General features: G+C 57.7%; 22 protein-coding genes and 2 pseudogenes. 15 read left to right on the top strand and 9 right to left on the bottom strand.

Features of this window, described 5'->3' with window-relative positions:
• Positions 1 to 3: 3 nt before the first annotated feature.
• The 7 genes from AB5Y84_RS03205 to AB5Y84_RS03175 all read left to right on the top strand — a co-directional run bounded on the left by AB5Y84_RS03205 (position 4) and on the right by AB5Y84_RS03175 (position 8,876).
• Positions 4 to 858 (top strand): enoyl-CoA hydratase-related protein, encoded by an 855-nt coding sequence (locus AB5Y84_RS03205; RefSeq protein ID WP_005351391.1) that lies wholly within the window; start codon positions 4 to 6, stop codon positions 856 to 858.
• Entirely contained in the window at positions 855 to 2,825 is a 1,971-nt protein-coding gene (locus AB5Y84_RS03200; RefSeq protein WP_368176353.1) for a biotin carboxylase N-terminal domain-containing protein, read from the top strand. Before AB5Y84_RS03205 ends, AB5Y84_RS03200 begins: the two co-directional genes overlap by 4 nt.
• Positions 2,822 to 3,790, top strand: coding sequence for a hydroxymethylglutaryl-CoA lyase (locus AB5Y84_RS03195; protein ID WP_227094652.1), 969 nt, complete (start codon positions 2,822 to 2,824; stop codon positions 3,788 to 3,790). The genes AB5Y84_RS03200 and AB5Y84_RS03195 overlap by 4 nt, the downstream gene beginning before the upstream one ends.
• A gap of 2 nt (positions 3,791 to 3,792) precedes the next feature.
• Positions 3,793 to 4,203, top strand: a complete 411-nt coding sequence (locus AB5Y84_RS03190) for a MerR family DNA-binding transcriptional regulator (RefSeq protein WP_368176352.1) — start codon at positions 3,793 to 3,795, stop codon at positions 4,201 to 4,203.
• A 36-nt stretch (positions 4,204 to 4,239) separates the two neighbouring features.
• Positions 4,240 to 5,001, top strand: a complete 762-nt coding sequence (locus AB5Y84_RS03185) for a substrate-binding periplasmic protein (protein WP_368176351.1) — start codon at positions 4,240 to 4,242, stop codon at positions 4,999 to 5,001.
• Positions 5,002 to 5,053: 52 nt separating this feature from the next.
• The gene (locus tag AB5Y84_RS03180) at positions 5,054 to 8,056 is read left to right on the top strand and encodes a DUF748 domain-containing protein (protein WP_368176350.1); all 3,003 of its coding nucleotides are present in this window, start codon (positions 5,054 to 5,056) and stop codon (positions 8,054 to 8,056) included.
• A 223-nt stretch (positions 8,057 to 8,279) separates the two neighbouring features.
• A complete protein-coding gene (locus AB5Y84_RS03175; protein ID WP_005336948.1) occupies positions 8,280 to 8,876 on the top strand; it encodes a GPR1/FUN34/YaaH family transporter in 597 nt (198 codons plus the stop codon).
• Positions 8,877 to 8,957: 81 nt separating this feature from the next.
• Here the strand turns inward: AB5Y84_RS03175 and AB5Y84_RS03170 are convergent, their stop codons facing one another.
• Entirely contained in the window at positions 8,958 to 9,722 is a 765-nt protein-coding gene (locus AB5Y84_RS03170; protein ID WP_368176358.1) for a zinc-dependent peptidase, read from the bottom strand.
• A 76-nt stretch (positions 9,723 to 9,798) separates the two neighbouring features.
• Positions 9,799 to 10,236, bottom strand: coding sequence for a GNAT family N-acetyltransferase (locus AB5Y84_RS03165; RefSeq protein ID WP_368176349.1), 438 nt, complete (start codon positions 10,234 to 10,236; stop codon positions 9,799 to 9,801).
• 349 nt (positions 10,237 to 10,585) lie between these two features.
• Here AB5Y84_RS03165 and AB5Y84_RS03160 point away from each other — a divergent pair, with 349 nt between their 5' ends.
• From AB5Y84_RS03160 to AB5Y84_RS03150, 3 genes and pseudogenes are all read left to right on the top strand, one after another.
• Complete coding sequence (locus tag AB5Y84_RS03160) at positions 10,586 to 12,085, top strand: sodium:alanine symporter family protein (protein ID WP_005360093.1); 1,500 nt, start codon at positions 10,586 to 10,588, stop codon at positions 12,083 to 12,085.
• A gap of 288 nt (positions 12,086 to 12,373) precedes the next feature.
• A pseudogene (locus AB5Y84_RS03155) lies at positions 12,374 to 13,627 on the top strand (replication endonuclease); the annotation flags it as partial.
• Between the two features lie 539 nt (positions 13,628 to 14,166).
• Entirely contained in the window at positions 14,167 to 15,231 is a 1,065-nt protein-coding gene (locus AB5Y84_RS03150; protein ID WP_368176348.1) for a hypothetical protein, read from the top strand.
• A 214-nt stretch (positions 15,232 to 15,445) separates the two neighbouring features.
• Here the strand turns inward: AB5Y84_RS03150 and AB5Y84_RS03145 are convergent, their stop codons facing one another.
• From AB5Y84_RS03145 to AB5Y84_RS03135, 3 genes and pseudogenes are all read right to left on the bottom strand, one after another.
• Entirely contained in the window at positions 15,446 to 15,697 is a 252-nt protein-coding gene (locus AB5Y84_RS03145; RefSeq protein ID WP_368176347.1) for an ogr/Delta-like zinc finger family protein, read from the bottom strand.
• A gap of 58 nt (positions 15,698 to 15,755) precedes the next feature.
• Positions 15,756 to 16,282 (bottom strand): annotated as a pseudogene (locus AB5Y84_RS03140) (phage portal protein); the annotation flags it as partial.
• Between the two features lie 18 nt (positions 16,283 to 16,300).
• On the bottom strand, positions 16,301 to 17,107 hold the full coding sequence (locus tag AB5Y84_RS03135; protein ID WP_368176346.1) for a crotonase/enoyl-CoA hydratase family protein: 807 nt from the start codon (positions 17,105 to 17,107) through the stop codon (positions 16,301 to 16,303).
• 168 nt (positions 17,108 to 17,275) lie between these two features.
• On the opposite strand from AB5Y84_RS03135, the gene AB5Y84_RS03130 reads away from it, so the two are divergent.
• The 4 genes from AB5Y84_RS03130 to AB5Y84_RS03115 all read left to right on the top strand — a co-directional run bounded on the left by AB5Y84_RS03130 (position 17,276) and on the right by AB5Y84_RS03115 (position 21,758).
• On the top strand, positions 17,276 to 19,063 hold the full coding sequence (locus AB5Y84_RS03130) for a putative nucleotidyltransferase substrate binding domain-containing protein (RefSeq protein ID WP_368176345.1): 1,788 nt from the start codon (positions 17,276 to 17,278) through the stop codon (positions 19,061 to 19,063).
• 2 nt (positions 19,064 to 19,065) lie between these two features.
• Positions 19,066 to 19,692, top strand: a complete 627-nt coding sequence (locus AB5Y84_RS03125; RefSeq protein WP_368176344.1) for a 3'-5' exonuclease — start codon at positions 19,066 to 19,068, stop codon at positions 19,690 to 19,692.
• Positions 19,693 to 19,797: 105 nt separating this feature from the next.
• The gene (locus tag AB5Y84_RS03120; RefSeq protein ID WP_040068110.1) at positions 19,798 to 20,109 is read left to right on the top strand and encodes a DUF485 domain-containing protein; all 312 of its coding nucleotides are present in this window, start codon (positions 19,798 to 19,800) and stop codon (positions 20,107 to 20,109) included.
• Complete coding sequence (locus AB5Y84_RS03115) at positions 20,106 to 21,758, top strand: cation acetate symporter (RefSeq protein WP_047434904.1); 1,653 nt, start codon at positions 20,106 to 20,108, stop codon at positions 21,756 to 21,758. Before AB5Y84_RS03120 ends, AB5Y84_RS03115 begins: the two co-directional genes overlap by 4 nt.
• Positions 21,759 to 22,193: 435 nt before the next feature.
• Here AB5Y84_RS03115 and AB5Y84_RS03110 read toward each other — a convergent pair whose 3' ends face one another.
• Positions 22,194 to 22,667: a hypothetical protein gene (locus AB5Y84_RS03110; protein ID WP_368176343.1), complete on the bottom strand. Its 474-nt coding sequence runs from the start codon at positions 22,665 to 22,667 to the stop codon at positions 22,194 to 22,196.
• A gap of 558 nt (positions 22,668 to 23,225) precedes the next feature.
• On the opposite strand from AB5Y84_RS03110, the gene AB5Y84_RS03105 reads away from it, so the two are divergent.
• Positions 23,226 to 23,588, top strand: a complete 363-nt coding sequence (locus AB5Y84_RS03105; RefSeq protein ID WP_265781792.1) for a helix-turn-helix transcriptional regulator — start codon at positions 23,226 to 23,228, stop codon at positions 23,586 to 23,588.
• Between the two features lie 28 nt (positions 23,589 to 23,616).
• On the opposite strand, the gene AB5Y84_RS03100 is transcribed toward AB5Y84_RS03105, so the two are convergent.
• The 3 genes from AB5Y84_RS03100 to AB5Y84_RS03090 form a co-directional block, all read right to left on the bottom strand.
• A complete protein-coding gene (locus AB5Y84_RS03100; protein ID WP_265781793.1) occupies positions 23,617 to 23,802 on the bottom strand; it encodes a hypothetical protein in 186 nt (61 codons plus the stop codon).
• Positions 23,803 to 23,866: 64 nt separating this feature from the next.
• Entirely contained in the window at positions 23,867 to 25,159 is a 1,293-nt protein-coding gene (locus tag AB5Y84_RS03095) for a PLxRFG domain-containing protein (RefSeq protein ID WP_368176342.1), read from the bottom strand.
• A protein-coding gene (locus AB5Y84_RS03090; RefSeq protein ID WP_368176341.1) for an IS3 family transposase occupies positions 25,098 to 26,260 on the bottom strand; the annotation gives its coding sequence in 2 pieces (ribosomal slippage) (positions 25,098 to 26,005 and positions 26,005 to 26,260; 1,164 coding nt in all). The genes AB5Y84_RS03095 and AB5Y84_RS03090 overlap by 62 nt, the downstream gene beginning before the upstream one ends.
• Positions 26,261 to 26,328 lie beyond the last annotated feature (68 nt).

Below are 26,328 nucleotides of genomic sequence, written 5' to 3'. Positions count from 1 at the left end.
CCTATGTCAGATCCACTTACTTCCTCAGCACTTGGCTCTTCAACACAGGGCACGTTTCGGCTGGAGCGGCACGGCCCACTGGCCGAGCTGGTGCTGTCGCGCCCGGCCCGCCACAACGCCTTTGATGCCGACCTGATGCTGGGGCTGCTCGACTGCCTCGATGATATGGCCCATCTCCATGGTCATGCTCTCGCCGAACGTCCTCATGCTTTGCTGCTGCGGGCCGAAGGCAAACACTTTTGCGCGGGCGCCGACCTCAACTGGATGCGCAATCTGGCCCACGCCGATTTCGAGCACAATCGCGAAGATGCCCGGGTATTGGCGCGGCTGATGCAGACCCTCGACGAGCTCCCTTTCCCCACGGTAGCGCTGGTGCAAGGGGCCGCCTATGGCGGGGCGCTGGGGCTGATCTGTGCCTGCGATCTGGTGCTGGCCAGCGATGATGCCCGCTTCTGCCTCTCAGAGGTAAGCCTGGGTCTGGTGCCTGCGGTGATAAGCCCCTACGTGGTACGTGCCATGGGAATGCGTCAGGCGCGCCGCTACATGCTCAGTGCCGAGCCGTTCGATGCCATTACCGCCTGTCGGCTCAATGTGGCACACCAACTCTGCAAACCGGATCAACTGCTGGCGGAGGGACGGGCGCAGGCCCTGCGTCTGTGCCGCAACGGGCCGGAAGCGATGAAAGAGACCAAACGACTGCTGGCGGCGATAGAGGCCCATCCTTCCCGCCTGCACGAAGAGAAAACTGTCGAGACCATTGCCCGGGTTCGGGTGGGACTCGAAGCCCAGGAGGGGATGCAGGCCTTCTTCGACAAACGCCCTCCCGCCTGGCGTCCCCGTTTCAAGGATGAGACATGACCCATCACACTCAGCTTAAACGCCTGCTGATTGCCAATCGTGGCGAAATCGCCGTGCGCATCATCAAGACGGCGAAACGCCTCGGCATTCACACCATCGCCCTCTACTCCGATGCCGACGCCCATGCCATGCACACCCGTCTGGCCGATGAGGCCTGGCATCTGGGGCCCGCACCGGCCAGAGAGAGCTATCTCGACACCGGCAAGGTGCTGAAGATTGCCAAAGAGGCGCGCGCCGATGCCATCCATCCCGGTTACGGCTTTCTGTCGGAAAACAGCGATTTTGCCACCGCCTGCGAACAGCGCGGCCTGCGCTTTGTCGGCCCAAGCGGCGCCGCCATTCTCGCCATGGGCGACAAATCGGGCGCCAAGGCGCTGATGCAGGCAGCCGGCGTACCTGTGCTGCCCGGCTATCACGGCACGGATCAGCGGCAGGACTTCTTGCGCGATCAGGCGAGCCAGATTGGCTTCCCGCTACTTATCAAGGCGGCCAGCGGCGGCGGTGGCAAGGGGATGCGCCGGGTCGATCAGCTGGCTGACTTTGAGGAGTCGCTGGCGGCAGTCAAACGGGAAGCCAAGGCCGCCTTTGGCGACGATCTGGTGCTGCTGGAGCGCTATCTGCCCCGGGCTCGCCACGTGGAGGTGCAGGTCTTTGCCGATAGCCTCGGCAACGCCATCTATCTGGGGGACAGGGACTGCTCCTTGCAGCGACGCCACCAGAAGGTGATCGAAGAGGCACCCGCCCCCGATATCCCTCCGGCTCTGCGCCGCGCCATGGGGGAGGCAGCCGTGGCCGCAGCCAAGGCCATCCACTATCAGGGGGCTGGCACCATCGAATTTCTGCTCTGCAAGGATGAGTTCTTCTTTATGGAGATGAACACCCGGCTGCAGGTGGAGCATCCGGTCACCGAAGCGGTAACCGGGCAGGATCTGGTGGCCTGGCAGCTGGCCGTGGCCGAAGGCAAGCCGCTGCCACTCACTCAGGAGGAAGTGGTGCTGCGCGGCCATGCAGTGGAGGCGCGCCTCTACGCCGAGGATGTGGCGGCCGGTTTTCTGCCCGCCAGCGGGCCTATCCACTGGCTCCACTGGCCCGTTGGCGTGCGCATCGACACCGGCGTTACCGCTGGCGATGAGGTCAGCCCCTATTACGATCCCATGATCGCCAAGCTGATCGCCCACGGCCAGAACCGCGCCGAGGCGTTCGCCAAACTGGCCGATGCGCTGGCGGCACTGGATCTCGGGCCGCTGGTGCACAACGGCCCGTTGCTGCTGCGCCTGTGTGAAGAGCCCGACGTCCTGGCCATGGGCCACCATACCCAGTGGCCCATTCCCACCACAGCACAGCCCATTCCTGAGCTCGCCTGGCCGCTGGCCACCCTCTGGCTGGCGAGCCGCCCTACGGGCACCTCCCCCTGGCAGCAAGCCTGCGGATTTCGGCTGGGGCCGGCTCGCTGCAGGACAGCGGCGGTGCGCATCGGTGATGAGCACCGGGTATTGACCCTTCACGATCATGGCGGCCAGTTTGAGTGGCAAGGGGAGACCCGTTGCCACCAAAGAGGTGACGACCATATCCGGCTACAACAGAGTGGCTGCTGGCAACAGATCCCCATTCAGACGGTCGCAGGCTCGGAGGCAACCTTCATCATGACCCTGGCGGGCAAGCGCATCCGCTTCGCGGCCGATGATCGGCAGCACAGCCACCACCATGAGCAGGCAAACGAGAAGGCGCAGGGCGCCATCGCCCCCATGCACGGCATAGTGGTAGCCGTGCTGATCGAGCAGGGGCAAACAGTCAGCAAGGGGCAACCCCTGCTGGTGCTGGAGGCGATGAAGATGGAACACCAGTTGCGTGCAGAGCGGGACGGGGTAATTGAAGCCCTGCAGTGCAAACAGGGCGAGCAGGTAAGCCAGGGAACCGTGCTGGTGCGCTTTGCCGAAGAGATTGCCACACAGGAGGATCACCCATGAACCGATCACAGGACGTCCGTGACGACAGGGTCACTCTGGTGGAGATGGGGCCGCGAGATGGCCTGCAAAATGAAGCTGCGCCCCTCTCCCTGGTACAGCGGCTGGAGCTGATCCAGCGCCTTACCGACAGCGGCCTGCAGCGCATCGAGGTGGGTGCCTTTGTCTCTGCCAAAAAAGTGCCGCAGATGGCGGACTCCGCTGCGCTGTTCGAGGCACTGCCGCGCAAGGGCTCAACCCGTTACGGCGCTCTGGTGCCCAATCTGCAAGGCTTGCAGGCAGCCATTGCCGCCCGCGCCGATGAGATTGGCCTCTTCACCGCCTGCTCCGACGGTTTTACCCGCGCCAATATCGGCATCAGCGTGGAGGAGTCGCTGGTGCGCTTCGCCCCGCTGGTGCAGGAGGCACGCCGCCTCGGCATCAAGGTGCGCGGCTACCTCTCCACCGTCATCGCCTGCCCGTTCGATGGCCCGACCCGCCCGAAACGGGTCGCTGCCATGGCCGAGCAACTGCTGGATCTCGGCTGCCACGAAATTTCGCTGGGGGACACCATCGGCGTAGGCACCCCGGGCACCGTGGCGCCCATGCTGGATGCGGTGCTGCACGAGATCCCGGCGGGGCGACTCGCGGTCCATTTTCACGACACCTACGGTCAGGGGTTGGCCAACCTGCTACCCGCGCTGGAGCGCGGCATTCGCACCATCGACTGCTCGGTGGCGGGGCTTGGCGGCTGCCCCTATGCGCCGGGCGCCTCCGGCAATGTGGCGTCAGAAGAGGTGGTCTACCTGCTGCACGGCCTTGGCATGACGACGGGGGTAGATCTCGACAAACTGGCGGCCACCGGCCAGTGGGTGAGCGAGCAGCTCGCTCGCCCCAACGGCTCGCGGGTCGGTCAGGCCCTGCACGCCAATGCCGAGCGGCTGCGTGCCCGCCTCTGCCAGCCACACGCCCAGCAACAGGAGTCATGACCATGTCCCGTTCCCTGCCCGGCAAGGAGATCACCTACAGCATTTCGGAGCTGGCCCACGAGTTCGATGTCACGCCGCGCACCATCCGCTACTACGAGGATGAGGGGCTGCTCACTCCCCAGCGGGAGGGGCAAACCCGCATCTACAGCCATCGGGACAAGATCCGGCTCAAGTTGACCCTGCGCGGCAAACGGCTGGGGTTTAGCCTGGCCGAGATCCGCGAGCTGTTCGATATGTACGACACCGACAAATCGAGCAAAACCCAGCTCCACTCCATGATCCAGCTGATCGAGGCAAAACGCGGTGTGCTGCGCCAGCAGCTGGAGGATATCCAGATGGTGATGGCCGAGCTGGAGGCCGCCGAACAGCGCTGTGTGAATTCCCTTAACAGCTTGAAAACTGGCGCAGATTAACCGAATCTGGGAGCAAGCTATTGCCCTGGGGATCCCATGAGATATTGGTGCTGGTTTTTGCTCTTGTTCAGCCTCTCTGGCTGGAGTCATCCCCTCATCAAGGTTGGCGGATACCCCTATGCCCCCTTTGTGGTCAAACTCCCCGATTCCAGCTATGAAGGGCTGACTCTGGAGCTTATCGACCAGCTCAATACCGTGCAGAAAGAGGTGACCTTCGTCTTTGTCCCCACCTCGGCCGCCAACCGTTACAAGGCGCTCGATCTGGGCCGTTTCTCGCTGATGCTGTTTGAAGACATCAAGTGGGGCTGGGACACCGATAAACTCAAGATGACAACCCCCTTCCTCGGTGGTGGCGAGGTCTATGTGGCCCTGAACAAAGCGGGCCGGGATCAGCGCTTTTTTGACGATCCTGCCAGCCATCACCTCATCGGGGTGACCGGCTATCACTACGGCGTCGGCCAGTTCAATGCCGATCCCCTCTACCTGCAGCGCAAGCTCAATATCACTCTGGTCAAAGACAACGTCAGCGCCCTGCAAGCGCTACTCAAAGGGCGCGGCGAGGTAGCCATTCTCAACGTTTCGTACCTTAACCAGTATCTGCAGGCCAATCCCGACACAGCCGACCAGCTGCTGATCTCGCAAAAATGGGATCAACAGTATCAACACCGCGCCATCCTTCACCCTGAGGCCCCCATTACCCCTGCCCAGCTGGAACAGTGGCTGGCAGCGCTGCAACAAAAGGGTGAACTGGATCGCCTTTGGACAAAGTACGGCGTACAACAGCACGCAACCCCATGATTACTATCCAGCTTTTCTGTACCATGGCGGGAACCAAATGGGAGTGCACCAAATGAACACCACCGAGCCCGCGTCCCCCAAGCTCCGCTTGCTGCGCTACCTTGCCTACGCTTTCCTGCTGCTTCTTATCCTGATGACCCTGCTGCTGTGGCAAACCCCCCGTCTGGTCCAGCGCTATCTGCCCGGCTGTCTGGCCGAGCACTATGGCCTGCAACTGACGCTGGGAGAGATTGACGTAGGGCTGCGCAACCCTTCTCTCACCCTCGGCGCGACTGCCCTGCTCGATGCCAAGCAGCAGCCCATCATCGGTTTTGAGCAGCTCTTTATCACCCCCGACCTGCAAGCCAGCTGGCAGCAGAAAGGGATCGTGCTTTCCGCCGTCACCCTGACCAAACCCATGGTGCTGCTGCAACGGCTGACAGACAAAAAGGGGGAGGCTCGACTCAATCTGACCGATGCGCTGGCCACCCTGCTCACCCCTGCCCCCTCCCCCGAGCCCAAAACAGCCAGTGCCCCGCTGCTGATCGACATTGCCAGCGTCAATGTCACTGACGGGCATGTGCGCTATCAGGATCAGCGCAAGGAGAGCGAACCCGGCTGGTTGCCGCCCCTCAATCTGGAAAAAGTGACCCTCAAGCTCGATAACCTGCGCACCGAGGCAAATCACCCGACCGCCTATCAGCTGAGCGCCGCCATCAACGGCAAAAGCAGCCTCGCTGCCCACGGCAAACTCGCTGTGATGAGCGGCATGGGCCAGGGCAAAGCGAGCCTCAAACAGGTCGACCTGAAACCCTTCGCCCCGCTCTGGGCACCCTATCTCAAGCTGGATCTGGCCAAGGGCCACGCCAATGCAGAGGTGGAATACCAGCTTAAAGAGGGCAAGCAAGGAGTGCTGTGGCAATTGTCCAAAGGCAAGCTGACCCTGGACAACTGGCAGCTTAAAAAACACAAGGGCGACGAATTTGCCCGCTTCGGCCAGCTGGCCCTGAGCGATCTGGCTGTCGATGGCCAGAAACAGTCGCTCCAGATCGGCAAGGTAACCCTGCAACAACCCCTGCTCAAGGCCACCCTCAACCCACAGCAGGAGCTGGATCTGGCTGACTTGCTGATTGAACAGGCCCCCGCCAAACCCGCCAAAGGGGCCCACGCCGCAAACGAGGTGGCCAACAATGCGGCGCCCAAGTCGGCACAACAAGCAAAGACAGCCGGTAACGGCAAGAAACATGTGCCAGACAAACCCTGGCAGTGGCAGATCAAGCAGATCCTTATCGACAAGGGCGATCTCACTCTCACCGAATCGAGCAGCGGCAAACCGCAGGCACGCCAGCTCTCCGGCCTCAAGCTGGCGCTGGGGCCACTGGGCAGCAAGGGGGAGCAACCGAGCAAACTGACTCTGGCCACCCATTTCAATCAGAGCAGCCCCCTCGCCTTTGATGGCCAACTGACCCTGACTCCTTTCACCTTAAGCGGCGACATCAACCAGCAGGGGCTGCCCCTCACGCTGGCGCAACCCTATCTGGCCGATCTGGTGCGAATCAAGGTGCAAAACGGGCTGCTGAGCAGCAAGACCCGCCTTGATCTCGCCACCACCGCCCAGGGAGATCTCAGCAAGCTGACCCTGCAAGGGGGGCTCGATGTCAACGGGCTCAAAGTAGTCGATCGGGCAGACAATCAGCGGCTGCTGGAGTTCAACACCCTGGCTCTCACCGGTCTGACGTATGACGGCATCAGCCAGCAGATGCGGATCAAGGACATTGCCTTGAACAAGCCCTTCGCCCGCATCGAGATCAACGAAGATGGCACCACCAACCTGCAACAGCTGCTGTTGCCACAACCGGCGGCAACCAACAGCACTCAAGCGGCGGCTGGCAGCAAGGCTCCCGATTTTCGTTTCACCATCGACCAGCTGCGCACCGAGCAGGGCAACCTGCGCTTTGCCGACCGCAGTCTGAGTCAGGATTTTGTGGCCGATATCGCCTCGCTGGGTGGCCAAAGTCGCCATATCAGCAATATTCCGGGGCAACGCTCCGATCTCGCCTTCAACGGCAAGGTGGATCGCTATGCGCCAGTGACCATTCGCGGCGGTACCAACCTGCTGGTCGCCAACCCGATCCTCGACATCGCGGTCGCTTTCCACAATCTGGAGCTCACCACCTTTACCCCCTATTCGGGCACCTATGCCGGTTATGCCATCGACAAGGGGCAGCTCTCCATGAAGCTGCACTACAAGCTGGAGGGCAACCGGCTGGAGGGGGATAACGACATCACCATCAAGAAGCTGCAACTGGGCGAGAAGATCAAGAGCGATCAGGCCAAAGATCTGCCGCTGGGGCTGGCCATCGCCCTGCTAAGCGATGCCAACGGGGTGATACAGATGAACCTCAAGGTGAAGGGCGATCTCGATCAACCGGACTTCAGCATCGGCAATATCTTCTGGGATGTGCTGGGCAACACCCTGAGCAAGGCGATCACCTCCCCCTTCTCCCTGCTCGCCTCGCTGGCCGATGGCACCGAAGATCTCGACGAGCTTCCCTTCCTGCCGGGGGATCCCGATCTCACCCCCACCCAGCAGGAGAAACTGGTCAAGCTGGCGCAGGCCCTCAAAGATAGACCCAAGCTCAGCATGAACATTCGCGGCAAGGTCAACTTCAACGAGGAGCGCCCCATCCTGCAACGGCAAAAGCTGGAACGGGTACTGGCCAAGCTCACCGGCAATCAGGCGGATCTCGACCTGCTGGAACAGGACTCCGCCCTGCAAGAAGCGCTGACCCAGGCCTATGAAGAGCGCTTTGGCGAAGATCTGGAAGATCTGGCCGATCGCCTCCATCTGGATGAAGAGAGCGCAGCACTGCGGGCCCAGGCGGTGATCCTGCTGCGGGATCAGCAGCTCATCACCGCCAAATCCCTGCGCAATCTCGCCATGCGCCGGGCGCAAAATACCAAGGAGTTTCTGGTCGACAGCCAGGGGATCGCCCCGGAGCGGCTGTTCGTGCTCGACAGCCAGGTAAAAGAAGAAGACAAGGAAGCCAAAGTGATCCTGACACTGGATCAGTAAGGCCGTCGCACTGCGCAAATGCGTAATAAAAATACAACCCCTCAACTATTTTGACACCTTTTGCTCACCAAACAGCCTGTCTTGGTGAGCATTTGGCCTCTGATGCAAATAATCACGTAGTTTTTTTACGATTTATCCCCCTTGCCCCCTTGCGGGCGCGCCACAGCCTGCCTAAAATCGCGCGTCTTTTGTTAACCCCACCTCTATTTTTGGAGAACGCCACGTGAGCGAAAAATTGGCCAACCCTGCCCCTCTGGGTCTGATGGGTTTCGGTATGACCACCATCCTGCTGAACATCCATAACGCAGGTTTCTTCCCCATCAGCGCCATGATCCTGGCCATGGGCCTGTGCTACGGCGGCATCGCCCAGATCATCGCTGGCATCATGGAATACAAGCGTGGCAACACCTTCGGTGTGACCGCATTCACCTCCTACGGCCTGTTCTGGCTGAGCCTGGTGTTCCTGCTGATCATGCCGACCATGGGTCTGGCCGAAGCCACTCCGCACGCCTACATGGGTTGGTACCTGCTGATGTGGGGCATGTTCACCCTGTTCATGCTGGTTGGCACTATCAACTACCCGCGCGCCAAGCAGTTCGTGTTCGCCTCCCTGACCGTGCTGTTCTTCCTGCTGGCCGCCCGTGACTTCACCGGCAGCACCCTGATCGGCACCATCGCCGGTTTCGAAGGCATCATCTGTGGCGCCAGCGCCATCTACCTGGCCATGGCCACCGTGATCAACGAGCAGTTCGGCCGCACCGTAATGCCGATCGGCGATCACAAGAAAGCCGCCGCAGTACAGCTGAAAGCCGCTGCCTGATAGGCAAGCCACTCAGATTGTGAAAAAGGCACCCTCGGGTGCCTTTTTGCTATCTCGAATAACCGTTCAACAGATCGGTTATCAGCTCAGTGACTTGGCGTCCACCTCCCCCGCCAGCAAGCGGGTCGCGGGGAAACGCAGGGCGGGATCCTGGCTAAAGAACTGGCTCAGTTGCCGGTATACCGCAGGATAGACCTGCTGCAGCCGGAGCGGATCGGTAAAGAAACACTCGCAGCTGACGGCGAAAAACTCCGCGGGATGTTCGGCCGCATAGGGATCGATGGCGGTTACCTCATCCCGATCGAGCTGCTGGCAGAGCGTATCGAAGGCGCTCTGAAAGGCCTGTTGCCACAGCTGACTGCTCATCTGCCCCGGCAACGGCGGCGCACCGTCCGCCTCACCACCCAGCATATCGAGCTTGTGAGCAAGCTCGTGGATCACCAGATTAAAGCCGTCCCAGTCGCCATCTTGCTGCAGTTCGCTCCAGGCCAGCACCAGCGGCCCTTGCGGCCATGATTCACCGGCGTTCTCCTCTTCAAACTCGCTCACCAGACCGAACTCATCCTGCACCTCCTGACGCCGGGTGACGGGCTCGGGAATGATGATGATTTCGTGAAAGCCGCGATACCAGTCGATACCGAGATGAAGAATGGGCAACGCCGCCTGCAGCGCCAGCACCGCCTGTTGACGGCGGCTGAGCTCTGCCCCGATCAGGGTCAGGGTCTTGCGCTTGAGCAGCTGTTGCCCCAAGCCGATGAGCGTCGTCTGCTCGGTGTCGCTGAGCCCTTGCAAGATAGGCACAGCCGCCAGTACCTGACGCCACAGCGCCAACTCATCCTCACTCATGGACGTTTGTGGGCGACCCCCCAGCCATTTGAACCATCCCAGCACGCCTACTCCTTCTTTTGATGCAAAAAACAGATCATAACAGTTTGACGAACCGTTTCGGCCGCTCCTGATAATCCTGCGCCAGATAGAAACGGTGAGCCGCCTCGCGCTTGAGACTGCTGGAGAGTTCCAGCTGGGCGCAACCTGCGGCCCGCGCCATCGCTTCAGCTCCCTTGAGCAAGGCTGCGCCCACTCCCGCCCCTCTTGCCCCTTCATCGACAACCAGCGCCGAGATCAGGCCCCAAGCTGGTGCAACATGCAGCGGTGCCAGCTTGTGCCACACCAGCACGCCGACCACCTTGTCGCCTAGGGATGCGAGCAGCACAACGCTCGCGGGATCCTGCGCCAACAGGCGCGCCGTCACGTCAGCGCCTTCGGCAGGATACCCCAATTGGCTGAACAGGTGGGCGATGGCGCTCCCGTCGTCGGCCTCAGGGGGACGGATCGTCAACGTCTCAGGATCATTTTTCATTGTTGGCCTCATGTTTGCTTTCCATTGTGTTACGCCCGTCACATTGTCTGGCGCAGATCAACAAGGAGGATCTCATCTTTAACTCATAGAAAACTCTGCCTGCCATTATCCCCCCACCCTTGTCAATTCACAAATTTGCAACAAGGCAACATTTTTCGCTGGGAAGCACCGATACAACTCGATATGTTACAAACCATGCATGGCGCGTGTTTGCGCTCTGCTTAACCCCTCAACCTCGCGCTCATTTGTTAACTGGATTGTTAACAAACAGGGCCGAAAACAGTGACAGAGAGCGAGGCCAAGATCTCGCCAAGACAGCGCCACAAACACAACAAAGGAGTTGTTGTACATGAATGAAATCGTCAATGCCATCAATGGTGTAATCTGGAGCCCTGCGCTCATCTACCTGTGTCTGGGGGTCGGTCTTTACTTCTCCCTGCGCACCCGTTTTTTGCAACTGCGTCATATCAAAGAGATGGTGCGCCTGATGTTTGATGGCAAGAGCACCGATGCCGGTGTCTCCTCCTTCCAGGCGCTGGCTATGACCTTGGCCGGTCGCGTGGGTACCGGTAACATCGCCGGTGTGGCCACCGCCATCACCTTCGGTGGCCCGGGCGCCCTGTTCTGGATGTGGATGGTCGCCTTCCTCGGCGCCAGCTCCGCCTTCGTGGAGTCCACTCTGGGTCAGGTTTACAAGGAGAAGATCAACGGTGAATACCGCGGCGGCCCGGCCTTCTATATCGAGAAAGGGCTTGGCATGAAGTGGTACGCCTGGACCTTCGCCATCGCTACCGTCTTCGCCTGCGGCGTGCTGCTGCCGGGCGTGCAGGCCAACTCCATCGGCTCCAGCCTGCAGACCGCCTTTAATATTGATCCGAACGTCACCGCCGCCGGTCTGGCGCTGCTGCTCGGCTTTATTATCTTCGGCGGCGTCAAGCGTATCGCCAGCTTTGCCAGTACCGTGGTGCCCTTTATGGCGCTGGGCTACATCATCGTGGCTTGCGTCATCATCGCCCTCAATATCGGCCAGCTGCCGGGCGTGATCCTGCTGATCTGGAAGAGCGCCTTCGGTCTGGATGCCGGTTTCGGTGCCATTCTGGGTCTGGCCATCATGTGGGGGGTAAAACGCGGGGTCTACTCCAACGAAGCGGGTCAGGGTACCGGGCCGCACGCCTCCTCTGCTGCAGCAGTGAGTCACCCGGCCAAGCAGGGTTTGGTTCAGGCGTTCTCCGTCTATATCGACACCCTGTTCGTCTGCTCCGCCACCGGCTTTATGCTGCTGATCACCGGTCTCTATAACGTACAAGGGCCGGACGGCGCCGCCATCTACACGGGTATTGCCGGTATCGCAGCAGGCCCGGGCTATGTGCAGACCGCTATGGAGAGCATGATGCCGGGCTTTGGCAGCATTTTCGTGGCCATCGCGCTGTTCTTCTTCGCGTTCACCACCATCGTTGCCTACTACTACATCGCCGAAACCAACATCGCCTACATCAACCGCAAGATTAATCGCCCCTGGCTCACCTTCTTGCTGAAAATTGCGCTGATGGCTGCCACCGTCTACGGCACCGTCAAGACTGCAGATCTGGCGTGGGGCATGGGTGATATCGGGGTTGGCCTGATGGCATGGCTCAACATCATCGCCATCCTGCTGCTGCAAAAGACCGCCTTCACCTGTCTGAAGGATTATGAAGCGCAGCAGGCACAAGGTATTGACCCCGTATTCCACCCGGAGAAGCTCGGCATCAAGAACGCCGATTACTGGGTGGGCAAACGCTCCGAAGAGAACCTGGAGCGGGAGAAATCAGGCCATCAGTTCGAACCGGATCAGGATCGCAAGACCTCCTGAACCAGAACGACATAAGACATCAATAAAAATGGCAGCCTCGGCTGCCATTTTTATTTCTTTTATTTCAATAAGTTACATTTAAATCAAGGAGTTAAGTGCCACATAAGGGGACACTTTGGGACGTGAAAAGACACCAAAATTGGCAAAATGTGGACACTTTTTTCGGCCCATTCTCGGGGAAGATCACGCTGGTTGAAGATGGTTTTCCAGCGGGTTAAAGCTGACCGCGTCATTGAGATAATCCGGTGCAAAGTGGGCATAGGTCATCGTCTGATGAAATATCAAATGGCGGCCCTCAAACGGTGGAACGCCCCCGTTTATGGATTTCGCGTGTGCGAGGCTCACCACGACGGCACCCCGCACTGGCACCTGCTGCTTTTTATGCGCCCGGAAGATCGCAACCGGGTGCTCGGCATACTGCAACGCTATGCCATGACCGATGACCACGCAGAGCTGGTACGGGATATCAAGGGCGCCCCACCCTTTACCGACTTCACACCCCGCTTTGACTGGAAAGAGATAGACCCGGCCAAGGGCGATGCCGCGGGATATATCGCCAAATACATTGCCAAGAACATCGACGGCGCCTACCTGGACGACGACGAAGAGGCTGGCACCGCCGCCGATGAGGGCGCCCTGCATGCCGCCTGGGCCAGTTGGTGGGGCATTCGCACCTTCCAGCAGATCGGCGGTGCCCCGGTCGGGGTATGGCGCGAGCTGCGCCGCATCAGCAACGCCAAGAAGAATGCCGAACTGGTTGGCCCGCCCAAGCCCGTGCTGCAAGACCCGCGCTTTGAGGCGGCTCGATTTGCCGCGGGTAACGGCATCTTTCGCTGCTATCTGCACGCCATGGGCGGCGCACTGGCCACCCGTGCCGAACACCCCATCAAGCTGGCCCACCTCATCGAGGAGCAGGCCAACAGCTATGGCGAAGACATCAAACGCCTGATGGGCATTACCTCCGCTCGCTTGGGCATCAAGACACGCCTGCAAGGGTGGGAAATTGTGCCTGCCGGTACCCATGAAGCCCGGAAAACCGCCGAGGCTGCAGCGAGGGGGGTTGGGGTTAAGACGGGCGACAGCCCGGCACCTTGGAGCTCTGACAATAACTGTACGCCACCGGATCCTGATGCCTTCACAAACCAGATCATGAGGGAACAGTGGGGCTTATCGCCCTTCTCCATCGACCGTTTACGGGCTGGCGCCAGTGTCAGGGCCGACGGTTTCACCCTCTGGCTGGAGAACGGCCAGCTGCAATCTTGCAGAGCGCGACCAAGCGAGCCGGATTGGCAGCTTGAGGGACTACAGCATCCCGAACAGGAGCAGCCTGATGAATACGCAGTACCAGAAGGGGATCAGGACTGGCCGATGCTGGTTGAGCTGTGCGGCGAGCTCTACCAGGCACAAGGCCATGCCGGAGCACACCAATGGGTTGAGATGCTGCCTGAGCCCTATCAGTCAGAGATGTGGCGGGTGCTGGAGGGGCTGGATACGCCGCAGTGGCTGCAAGAGCAGGGTGACTATAGTGAGGGGTGGGAATGAACACGAACAGCAAGCAAAACGTCCGCAGGGAAGATTACCGCAGCTTGGATAATCGGGTGACCAGCATTCTCCAGCTGCGCTGGCCAGCCAAGGAAATTAGCCTGTGAGTAGGGATGCTACAGGGCACACAGCAATCTGTGGCGTGCGCCATTCTGCACCGCCACCTTCGCCCAAATTAGGCCTGCTAGAAGCTTAGTTAGAAAACCAAAACCATTCTCTGGGATTTTGGGCTGGCTAATTTCGTGACTACAATCACAGTATGATGTGGATTACCTCAATCAAAACTCTGACTTGTTCACAAAGACCAGACTTAGTCAAACTATTCATTGCCGTGCAAAGGCTGGGTTATTGTGCAATTATAGCCACCCTGTAAAAAAATTCTCGTTGATACATCTAGAAAATTGACCGTTGACGCATATTTTCAGTAGCATTATCTTAATTTTTTTCATTACATTCATATGCATGAGTACGCCAATTAACATAATACTTCATTAAGCATCTTTTCAAATAAATCCAAAATCAATTAGGGGGTACGTGATATGGCAACTGAATTAGGAAGGGATTACCTGGGCAACCTAATCATAGGAAATACAAGCATCAAGTCATTTGACATCATGCCGAACACATTTTCAGATATGATAGAAATGAATAATACCAATTCTGTCAATGTTAGATTGTTTAACGTAGTTAGACATATAAACCCAAGAAATGAACGAGTTGAACTTTCAGTAAAAAACAACCATAAGGATGATGCATATTTATTAGTGTTTGGTGGCTGGATTCCATGCTCATTCATTAAGAAAAACACATTGCTACTGGCTGACAGAAATGTTATTAGCGAGATCGCAAGTAGATATAACAATGGCAAAAAGAAAAAAAACACTCCAGATGATGCTTTTGATAGCATTTTTCTCACAAACAAAGTCACCCTTGATATTACTACGTTTGTACTCGAAGGTAATAAGCAGAAAATCCCAGACAACAGTATGATTGATGAACAAGTTGCTAGTGTAAAAAAATCCCTTAGAACAGCGCTTCCACATTTAAATATTGCAGAGTATCCACAAGGAAACTCCTATTACTACGCATTCAGAGATTCGTGTGTTGATGCTATGGAAAAAAGAATAGCCTTTCTTCATAAAGCTGCCCCAAAATTGAATAAACAATTTTCAGAAAAATCACGTTCTGATGCAGTGAAATTAATTTTCAGCTTCGCAGAAGAGTGTGACCTCAAGAAAAGTGACATTGCGGTTTTTTTAGCTCTATTGAGAGTTCTAATGGTTGGTAAAAAGAATGCTGCACAACTCGTCCTTAAAGATTCTCAAGTGTACTCATATGCTGATTCGTATAATGCAGCATGTGATCTAACTGCCATTGAGATTTTATTAAATGCTCATAGATATCATGTTGGGAATAATAGTCCTTATAATATTGCACTGATTACAAAGGATAAAGGACTATCTCTTTTTTCTTCATTGCTTTCAAATCCAAACATAACAAGAGCTGAAGAAGGAAGATTAAAAATATCTACAAGCATCACGACTGATATTTTTGAAAATGATCCTGTTTCGATTAAAGTACTTGAAGATTGGTTTTTGGGATAGAACATTAGTCGCAGCTCAAAAAACACACTCACCAGAGCATTCAAGGGATATTAGCAACACATAACTTTCCCATTAGTTGCGCTTTGTTTTTAACGTAGTTTTCGCAGGCATCCGTATTAAGTTTATTCCCCCCTAGTGGAACACTTGGTCTCAATAAGGATATATGAGAAATACATGGTGATATCAAGTGAAATTAGTACCAAAATTGGGAGCGTTATTGCGCTCCCAGTCCTTTCAGCACCAACTGCCGCCCCTCTGGCGTCAGCGAGCCCATCAAGCTAAGCACCAGCTGGTTGGTGGTCTTGGCCAAGGGGCTGAGGGTATGGGCGAACGCCAGGGTAGCCACCCAGCTGTGGCCACACCCGGCATCGGTGCACTGGCAATAGAGATCCGAGACATCATCGCTCAGTCGGTTGGTCTTGGTAATGCGGCCCCGCTGGCCACACACTTTGCAATAAACCCGCATTACGCCCCCTTTTCTATCCAAATCAACAGCCTATCTTGCCATAGCGAACACTGTTTGTTTATACAGTTGAAGCGATATTCTCCCGAAAATCGGTCCGCAGGGAGACGGGAGTCCCGCGCTGTTAATGGCATCCTGGATAAGCTCACACAGCGGCAGCACCTCGTTGCGGGCATAGGTCGCATCGTACTTCTCGGGATCCCCGAGCCCTCCCCCGCCATTGGTCGGGATGATACCGGCCAGCGCCGCCGGGAAGCGGTGGCTGGTCAGTACATCCTGGGCGGTGATCCCCTTGATGGCCGCGAACTCGTCCTTGGTGGCAATGTCCCCCACCGGGATCAGCTTGATGCCATCGGGCTTGCCGTCCGGGATGTTGACGAACATGAAGCGGAAATTCCCTACCCCCTTGCTGCTCGCGATCATCTCCTTCATCTCTTCCTCGGTGTCGTCGTCCATATTCGGGTCGGTGGCGTAGAAGATGAAGCCCATGTGAGCGCCGTTGAGGAAGTACTTGTGCCGAAACAGGGTGGCATCCTGATTGAGCAGCGCCGACTGCAAGCTACCCAAGTAGTCGGGCATACAGTAGATCGCTCGTGCAGCTCGCAGTCAGAGCGGATTGCGGCGCGGCCCGAAGGGCAGCCGCCAGCGAAACAGGCTGTTAAGGGTGGCTCGCCACTGATTGGGTCGCCCCAGGATTTGCTTTTGCAAGCGGGTCTCTTCCTTCAGCATCGCCTCATCGCTGCGAGCCCAGGCCTGGCTGTAAAGCTGCTTGATCCCCGCCAGTGCATCCGGCGACTTGGTGATCAGGGTGCGGGCAAACTCCCGCGCCTCCACCAGCGGATCGGCGCAGACCCGGCTCACCATCCCGAGGGATTTGGCCTCGACGGCATCCAGCTCGCGCCCGCTCATGGCCAGCTCCATGGCGGTATCCACCCCCATCAGGTTGCGCATGGTGACGCAGCCACTCATATCGGGGATGATGCCCCACTTGATCTCCATCACCGAGAAGCGGCAATCGGGGGTGCTGAAGCGAAAATCGGCGCCGAGCGCGATCTGCAAGCCACCGCCAAAACAGACTCCCTGGGTCACCGCAATCACCGGCACCGGCAGCTGGTGCCAGCCATAGGCAACCCGCTGGGCCAGATTGGTCGCCTCGTCTGCTTCACGCTTGAGAATATCGAGCGCCGCTACCGGCTGTCTCAGCATGGATTTCACATCCAGCCCGGCGCAGAAGGCTCGCCCCTCGCCATGCAGGATCACCGCCCGCAGCCCCTTGTGCCGGGCGAGCTGCGTCAATGTCTCATCGATGGCGCTGAACATAGCGCGGTCCAGCGCATTGAGTTTATCCCCCCGCATCAGCATCACTTCGGCAATCCCGTCGTGGATCTCGCACTTGATCCTTGGTTTTTCCATCTCCCTTATCCTCTCCTTGATCCCTGAAACTGACTCACTGGTCATACCACCACGTTATCAGAGTGTGAACAGGCGGTACAGCTGAGACTAAAGTCGGCTGGTCGCCTCCCCCTCCCTTTGTCACACTGGGAGCTGCATGAGTGCCGCAAGCCAGCAGAGGACGCTGTCATGTCAACCCTGTTCAATTTTGCCAGACCACCGTTCGACCGACTGGGCGAGGAGGCGCGCGAGCGGCTCTCCCGTCACCTTTCGCTCTGCTATTTTCGGGCCGGGGAGCTGCTGCTAAAAGAGGGGGACGAGCCTCCCGGCCTCTATCTCATCATCAAGGGGGCGGTGGAAGAGTCTGCCCCCCACCACCAGTTTGGTGATTACGGGGTTGATGATCTGTTCGATGTGCGCGCCCAGTTTGATGGCCGCTGCCGCCACCGCTTCACCGCGCTGGAAGATAGCCTCTGCCAGCTCATCCCTCGCCACACCTTTCTGGCGCTCTGTGAACAGGATCCGCAGTTTGCCAGCTACTTCACCGCCAATCTGGCCGAGCGCCAGCGCCAGCAGGAGCAACGCGAACAGCTGGGGCAGAAGAATCTGGCGGAGTTTATCCTGACCCGCATCGAACCCGGCCACCTGCAGGCACCGCTTATCGTCGACAGCAAGCTGTCACTGCTGGCGGCGACCGAAGCCATGGTGAGCAAGGGAACCGATTGCCTGCTCTACCCGGCCCACGACGGCTCTCTCACGCTGGCAACCCGCAAGACTTTGCTCCACGCCCTGACCCTCAAGGGATTGCCGCTGACGGCCCCGCTCTCGGTGCTGACCCCTACCCCGCTGATTGGTCTGCCGCTGGAGAGCTATCTGTTTGATGCCCTGCTGCTGATGACCCGCCATCGCATCAAGCGACTGGTGGTATGGCGTGGCAACGAGGTGGCGGGGATCCTGCAACTGACCCAGGTGCTGGGGCTCTTCTCTACCCACTCCCACGTGCTGACGTTGCGTATCGCCCGCGCCGACAGCCTGCCGGCACTGGAGGCGGTGGCCCGCGAACAGCAACAATTGACCCGTTCGCTGTTTGCCCAAGGGATCCACACCGCCTTTTTGATGAAGCTCATCGCCACCATCAACGAGCAGCTGATCGCCAAAGCCTTTGCGCTGGTGCTCCCCCCCGAGGTGCAGAATAACGTCTGCTTGTTGATGCTGGGCTCGGAGGGGCGCGGCGAGCAGATCCTCAAAACCGATCAGGACAACGCCCTGATCCTGCCAGAGGGGCTGACATGGCCCACCCAGACAGCCGATCTCGCCGAATTCAGCGCCCTGCTGGAGCGGCTCGGCTACCCCCTCTGCCCCGGGCAGGTAATGGTGAACAATCCGGCCTGGGTAAAAACAGGCAGCGAGTGGCAAAGCGCCATTGCCAGTGCCTGCACCAAGGCAAAGGAGGATGAGCTGCTCTGGATCGCCACCCTGGCCGATGCTCATCCCATAGCGGGGGATCGCCAGTTGCATCTGCCGGTTGCCAGAGCGCTGCGCGAACAGTTGGCGGACAGACGGGATCTGCTGGCGGAGATGGTGCGACCGGCGGTGGCCTTCCATGCCCCCCTCACCCTGTTTGGCAGGCTGGAGCAGCCACCGGAAGGGCTGGATCTGAAGCGGGGCGGCCTGTTCCCGCTGGTGCACGGCATCCGGATGCTGGCCCTTGAGGCAGGCATTCTGGAGACTTCAACCCTGGGGCGTATCGACGCACTGGTGACCGCCGATCGGCTCAGTGCCGACTATGGCAGCAATCTGGCGGAGGCGTTCCGACTCTTTATCCGGCTGAGGCTGCGTAGCCAGCTCAAGGGGGGCAATAGTCGGGTGCAGACAAGCGAGCTTAGCCACAGCGAACGGGATCTGCTGCGCCAGGCGCTGCATCAGGTTAAGAAGTTCCAGCAGTGGCTCACCTTGCACTTTCGTCTGAGACAATAGCCATGTTGAGCCGCGTTCGACGCTACTGGTATGGCCGTGCGTTCCGAACGGGCGAGTTCGCGCCGCTCTTTGCCACCCCACTGGAAGATGAACGGATCGCCCTCGATTTCGAGACCACCAGTCTCGATCCCGAGCAGGCCGAGATCGTCTCCATCGGGGCGGTGCGCATTCAGGGCAACCGGCTGCTGACCGGCGAGGCCCTCGCCATCAAGGTACAGCCACCGGCCAGCCTGACCAGCCAATCGGTGGTGATCCACGGTCTGCGCCATCAGGATCTGCAACAGGGAATGGAGCTGGAAGCCGCGCTGCGCCTGCTGCTCGACTTTATCGGCCCCCGTGAACTGCTGGGCTATCACATCGCCTACGATCTGCGTATTCTCAATCTCGCCTGCCAGAAATTGTGGGGATTGACCCTGCCCCAGCGAGGGATCGAGGTGAGCCAGCTTTATCATGACCACCTCTATCGCCGCTATCCCGATGCGGCCATTGACCTACGTTTAAGTGCCATCTGCAGCCATCTTGAACTGCCATCCCTACCCGCCCACGATGCCCTTGCCGATGCCACCACGGCCGCGCTCATCTACCTGCGCCTGACCTGCGGCTCGCCGCTAACTTATCCCAAAGTCTAATTGTCGACAAATAACATTTAATTCACATTTTGCTTACATGAGCAGATTCCCTGCTCGTAGGGGTTACCCCATCCACCGCTGACACTCATGTCATGGAGAACTGCAATGGAACAGCAAAGCTATCTGAGGATCCAGCAAGATCCCAACTTCCAGGAGCTGGTCGCCAAGCGCCAGCGTTTTGCCTGGGCCCTCTCGGCTCTGATGCTGGGACTCTACCTGGCGTTTATTCTGCTCATCGCCTTTGCCCCCGGTTGGCTCGGCACCCCCTTGAGCGAAGGGTCGACCATTACTCGCGGCATTCCTGTCGGGGTAGGATTGATCCTCTCCTCCTTCGTGTTGACCGGCGTCTATGTCTTTCGCGCCAACGGCGAGTTTGATGAACTGAACCAGAAGATCCTCAAAGGGGTGCAATCATGAAAGGCAAGTTGCTGCTGTTGACTTCACTGGCCTCCTCTCCCCTGCTGGCGGCCGATGCAATCTCTGGCGCCGTGGAGCGTCAGCCCCTTAATGTCGCCGCCATCGTGATGTTTCTGGTGTTTGTGGCCGCTACCCTGTTCATCACCTACTGGGCCTCCAAGCGCAACCGCTCGGCTTCCGACTACTATGCGGCCGGTGGCCGCATCACCGGCTTCCAGAACGGTCTGGCCATCGCCGGTGACTATATGTCCGCCGCCTCCTTCCTCGGGATCTCCGCGCTGGTCTACACCTCCGGCTATGACGGCCTCATCTACTCCATCGGCTTTCTGGTGGGCTGGCCCATCATTCTGTTCCTGATCGCCGAACGGCTGCGCAATCTCGGCAAATACACCTTCGCCGATGTCGCCTCCTATCGTCTGAAGCAGACTGAAGTGCGTACCCTCTCCGCCTGCGGCTCGCTGGTGGTGGTCGCTCTCTACCTGATCGCCCAGATGGTCGGTGCCGGCAAACTGATCGAGCTGCTGTTTGGCCTGCAATACCATGTGGCCGTGGTGCTGGTCGGTATCCTGATGGTGCTCTACGTGCTGTTTGGCGGCATGCTGGCCACTACCTGGGTGCAGATCATCAAGGCAGTGATGCTGCTCTCTGGGGCGTCCTTCATGGCCATCATGGTCATGAAATCGGTCAACTTCGACATCGGCGCCCTGTTTAGCGAAGCGGTCAAAGTGCACGAGAAAGGCTCCGCCATCATGAGCCCGGGCGGGCTGGTCTCCGACCCCATCTCCGCCATCTCGCTCGGTCTGGCATTGATGTTCGGTACCGCGGGTCTGCCCCATATCCTGATGCGCTTCTTCACCGTGAGCGATGCCAAAGAGGCGCGTAAATCGGTGTTCTACGCCACCGGCTTTATCGGCTACTTCTACATCCTCACCTTCATCATCGGTTTTGGCGCCATCCTGCTGGTGAGCACCAATCCGGCCTTCAAGGATGCCACCGGCGCCCTGCTGGGCGGCACCAACATGGCAGCCGTCCACCTGGCTGATGCAGTGGGTGGAAGTCTGTTCCTCGGCTTCATCTCTGCCGTGGCATTTGCCACCATTCTGGCGGTAGTCGCCGGATTGACACTGGCCGGCGCCTCTGCGGTCTCCCATGACCTCTATGCCAGTGTGTTGAAGAAGGGCAAGGCCAACGAGACCGATGAACTGCGCGTCTCCAAGATGACGACTCTGGTACTGGGTGTGGTTGCCATTGGTCTGGGGATCCTGTTCGAGAAGCAGAACATCGCCTTCATGGTCGGTCTGGCCTTCTCCATCGCCGCCAGCTGCAACTTCCCGGTGCTGTTCCTCTCCATGTTCTGGTCACGCCTGACCACCCGTGGCGCCGTCTACGGGGGCTGGCTGGGACTGGCGAGCGCAGTGACCCTGATGATCCTGGGTCCGACCGTGTGGGTGAAAGTGCTGGGCCATGCCCAGGCCATCTTCCCCTACGAATACCCTGCCCTCTTCTCCATGGGGTTGGCCTTCGTCGGGATCTGGTTCTTCTCCATCACCGACAGCTCCCAGAACGCCGCCGACGAGCATGCCAAGTTCCTGCCGCAGTTCGTTCGCTCCCAGACCGGGCTGGGTGCCTCTGGAGCCACCTCCCACTAACAGATCATGTTCATCCTTCCAAGCCGGCTTCACGCCGGCTTTTTTTATTGCCATCAATCGGCTGCACGCCCCGCTTGCCCCGATCAAGATCACACTTCTCGCTAAAACTTTCGGGGGATCTGTGCCATAATGCGCGCCATTTGACAGACCAATCGGGACACATACCTTGTTAAGTAGCAATAACACTATCAATTAAGCCGCATCCCGCGAAAGCCGCGCCACTCCTGTGTTTTTCCTCACTTTTTCCATCACGCAATCCTTAAACACCACCTCATTTACCCGCAAAATCCCTCTCGATTTGCCCCAAAATTGCCCCAAACTGCCCCTACTGAACTCTCATTGAAAGGTGATGTACGGCAGAGCATGTAGGTGCCAGAGCGAACGGCGAGATCCACGCTCGAAGGGCAAAACATTGCCGCCGATAGGCAAGCTATGTCACGTGGTCTGCTCAGAGTTTTTGCCTTCATCACCACGCTCCTTGCGTCGCTCGCTAGCCTCCTTAACGAGGTCTTCTTTCTGTTTCTCCAGATCTTCCAGCATGCTCTGCTTGTCTTTAGCAGACAGGTTCGGGTTGTCAGCTATGTCCTTTTTCTTTTGTTCGATTTCATCGAGCTTCTCTTTACTGAGGCCAACCCTTTGCGCAAGCAGGTTATCCCAGGCGATTTGGGTCAAACTGCGCTCCTGTGGCTTTCTGATGATCCCTGAGCGGTCGTAAGTTGGGGAGGCTGCATCACCACTTCCACCAAGCGTAACGCGATCCTCGGCAAGCTTGATGCCTGGTTGTTGCTGAGCGAAATTCGAGCGACTTTGGTTGTCTATCTGCGATGGCGTTATGAACTGAGATTGAGCTGCACCGATTATCATGACCACCTCTCTGTTTGAGTCTGCAAAGCGGCAGGCAATTTTCACGCCATTTCTCTATACACCACGCATAGAAAAGCCCGCTCAATGGCGGGCCAATCCGAACCGGCTGCATCACTTATGAAGCAGCGTTCAGCTCATCGCGAAGTCGTTCAAGAATGCGCGCGATTTTCTCTTCCTCCACCCTTGTCAGGTCCAAAGTCTCAAGAACGTGTTCTAGCTCAGTTAGTGAATCCATCCGGTCTGGTCCCCGCTTATCTGCTCTCAGTCTCTCGACTGTGAAACACTGTATACCCATACAGTACAGAAGCGAATTTACCACTTTTTGCAGACCGAGTGGAGCACTATCTTTGCCCAACCCTACTATCCACATCCGTTCAGAAAACAAATCCCGTACTCTATTGCTCGTCATACAACCGCTACACTCCGTCGTTACAGGTGATGCGCGGTGACCTCGTTGTGCGTTCAACTCGTTATTATTCACCTACAATTTACATGGCCCGCATGTGCCATTACTGAGCAATTGCACTATGGGCGTCCCAGATATGGGACAAAGACAAAAACATGATCTAGAGCACGGTTGGCCACCAAAGATAAGGAATGCCTATGAAGCTGTATCTGACCAGCTCTAGCCTCGAGTATGTGCATCGCACCAAGAAGAAGGTTCGCAAGCTGATGGCGGAGAGAAAGCTCAGCCAGTCCAAGATCAGCAAGCTGACCGAAATCCCCCGCTCAAGCATCAGCAGATGGCTATCGCCGCATCACGACGACTTCATGGGATTGGCAGAGGCGGTCATGCTCTCGTCAGCAATGGGTCTATCCGTCCAGGCCATCCTTGCAGACCCTGACTGGAGCGTTTCAGATGATGAACATATGGGGCTGATCAACCGCGCAGCACGACTGCCGAAGCCACACCTGGCGTCGATGCTGAATTGCTATGCTGAGATATTGGGGGTGAGGATTGGGTAGGTGTGTCAGCTGATACTGCTGAACCAGCTCACTTCAACCAATACTTACCAAACATGGCGAACAGGGTGCCGGTAATAGCCCACACACCCAAGAAGGCATCAGGGCTACCAATCAGGCAGGCGATAATAAACCCAACCGCCACCCCCGACATGATGCGACCAGCCAGAAACCACAGAGCACTCAAAATGCCATCTGCAAACTCGCTCACTCTCATAACTGACTCCGATTGGTGATAAGGCTGTCAGCGTAGCGACTGCCGAAGCCTTATCACAGGGCCGCTATTGTTCGGCGAATTTACCCTCTTCTCTCAGATACTCCCGATTACGATTGAGGTGAACACCTCCCTGAGTCCGCTCGTTACTTCGAAGCTTCGACTTGAACGACAGTGCGAGACTCTTACCGGTGATCCGTTCCCCTGGGTTGTGGGTGGCATTGAACATCTTGATGTGATCTAAAACCTCTTGAACCGCATCCATATCTCCGCTCTTGCGGGCGTTGTAATAGTCAGCCATCAACTCAGACCGTTTATCTGCAATCCTCCTCTCTTTTCCCTTGATGTACTCCCTAGCATCATAATTCTTGGCCATTTGTGCGCTACCAAAGCCAATGGCCTGCATGGCAACGTTCCAAGCAGAAACATCATCCATGATGACATCACCCTTGATAGTCTGCTCACCCTCGGTTGCCTGACGTAGAGCCTTGGCGGCATCACGAATGGATTTTGGCAACACTGTTTCCATGCCGCGCTGGATATGCCCATCAGTCATCTGACCAGCTCCACGAGCCATGTTGATGCCGATCCCCGCGACAGGCCCCAGCAACTGCTGCACAGCATGCCACGCCAAGTCATCCCCCTCGGTCCCCTCCTTCGGGCTGCGCCACCACAAATCACCCAAGCCAGTTCGACCGGCAATACTGAGGTTGGTGATTGCGTCCATCGGCCCTTTAGCCAAAAGCTCGCCCGCACGAGGGCCGAGAGCTTCCGTAAGAGCCAAACGGAATGACGCTTCACCGCTACGATCGTCATCATCGTCAAACGCGGCAGCCAGCGCATAAGCAACCGCAGCAATCGGGGTGGGAAGCCCCATTACACCGGCCATCACCCAATGGGTTGCAAGTACACCGGCCAGCGTCTTGGCGGCAACCCTATCTCCCTTGGCTGCCTTGATTGCATTGGAATAAAGGACATAGGTCATCATCTGGCTGTAGATCTTGAACTGGGTCAGCACCTTGGTGATGTCGTTTCGCATGTAGCGAGGGCGGTTGCTGGCAGCATAGTTGCCGTGGCCGTCATACACCATTTCCGCCACCCGATCAGCATATTGCTGACCATCAAGGGTTGGTTCTGCCTGCTTGAGCAAGCGGTAAGCGGCCAGCGCGGCCACCTCACGGTTGAGCACCTCAGCGTTGTGGAAGGTCGCACCGGCCCAGCGCATGGCCCTCCGCCAGCCCTTACTCATCGGCTTGGCATCTTGCTGATCGGTATCAGCCTTGGCGGCAATGTAGTGGTCAACTAAATCCGGACACTTGGTTAGGCCGTTCTTCGGCTTTTGCTGGCGGTATCCCGTCATTGTGTTGATGTGGACGCCGCCAGTTGTAGTAATCCATCAGGTAATAACTGATATCCCGCTTTGCTTCCCGCAAGCTCATATATCCCATAGCCGGGAGCCACTCTGACTTCAGGCTTCTGAACAACCGTTCCATCGGGGCGTTATCCCAGCAGTTGCCACGCCGACTCATGCTCTGGGTCATGCGATAGCGCCACACTCGTTGCCGAAATGCCCTACTGCCATATTGGCTGCCCTGGTCAGAGTGAAATAGCACACCAGATGGGCAACCCCGCTGCTGATAGGCCATCTCCAGGGCTTTGATTGCCAATTCTGCATCAGGTTTATCAGACATCGCCCAGCCCACGACCCGCCGAGTGTGCAGGTCAAGCACCGCTGCCAGGTAATGCCAGCAACCACCGGCCCAGACGTAGGTGATATCGCCACACCACACCTGATTGGGTTGCTGGACATCAAATTCGCGGGCCAGCAGATTGGGTATGTCCGGTCGTTCAGACTGTGCCACCTGATAGCGATGAGCGCCCGGTTGCTTGGATACCAGACCGGCTTCCTTCATCAGGTTACGTACTTTGAATCGGCCAATCTGATACCCCAACTCTCGCATCATCGACATCAAGGCGCGGCTGCCTGCAGAGCTCCTGCTCTCTTTGAACAACCGGCGCAACTCACAGCGCTGTTGCATACGTTCACGGTTAATCGTCCGCCTGCGAGCCAGATAATCGTAAAAACAGGAGGTGGGAACATCGAAGGCGCAGCAGACCAAAGTGATGGGGGCTTGCTCCCTTAATCGGTCTATCAGCGCGTATGTGTGAACTCGTCCGCCATCAAGAGAGCAGTAGCCTTTTTTAGAATGTCCTTTTCACGTTCGAGCCGGTTGATACGGGCTTCCAGCTCCTGAATTTTCTGCTGCTCTGGAGTCAGTGCTTTGCTGATTGGGGTTGTGCCAGTTCGTTCGGATTGCAGCTGCAGAACCCAGCGACGGAGCACTGTTTCACCGACATCCAGTGAACGGCTGGCTTCAGGGACAGAATATCCTTGGTCGAGCACCAGGGATGCGGCTTCGAGTTTGAATTCGGCAGTAAATGAGCGACGTAATCTTGTCATTGAACACCTCAGGTCATGGTGGCGACTGTACCACCTAAAATGGTGTCCGGGATGATTAGACCACTACA

It is taken from the genome of Aeromonas sp. s11 (assembly GCF_040907945.1).
GTDB lineage: Bacteria > Pseudomonadota > Gammaproteobacteria > Enterobacterales > Aeromonadaceae > Aeromonas > Aeromonas veronii.
Note: the sequence above shows the minus strand (reverse complement) of the source record. Positions and strands in the feature narration are given on the sequence as shown.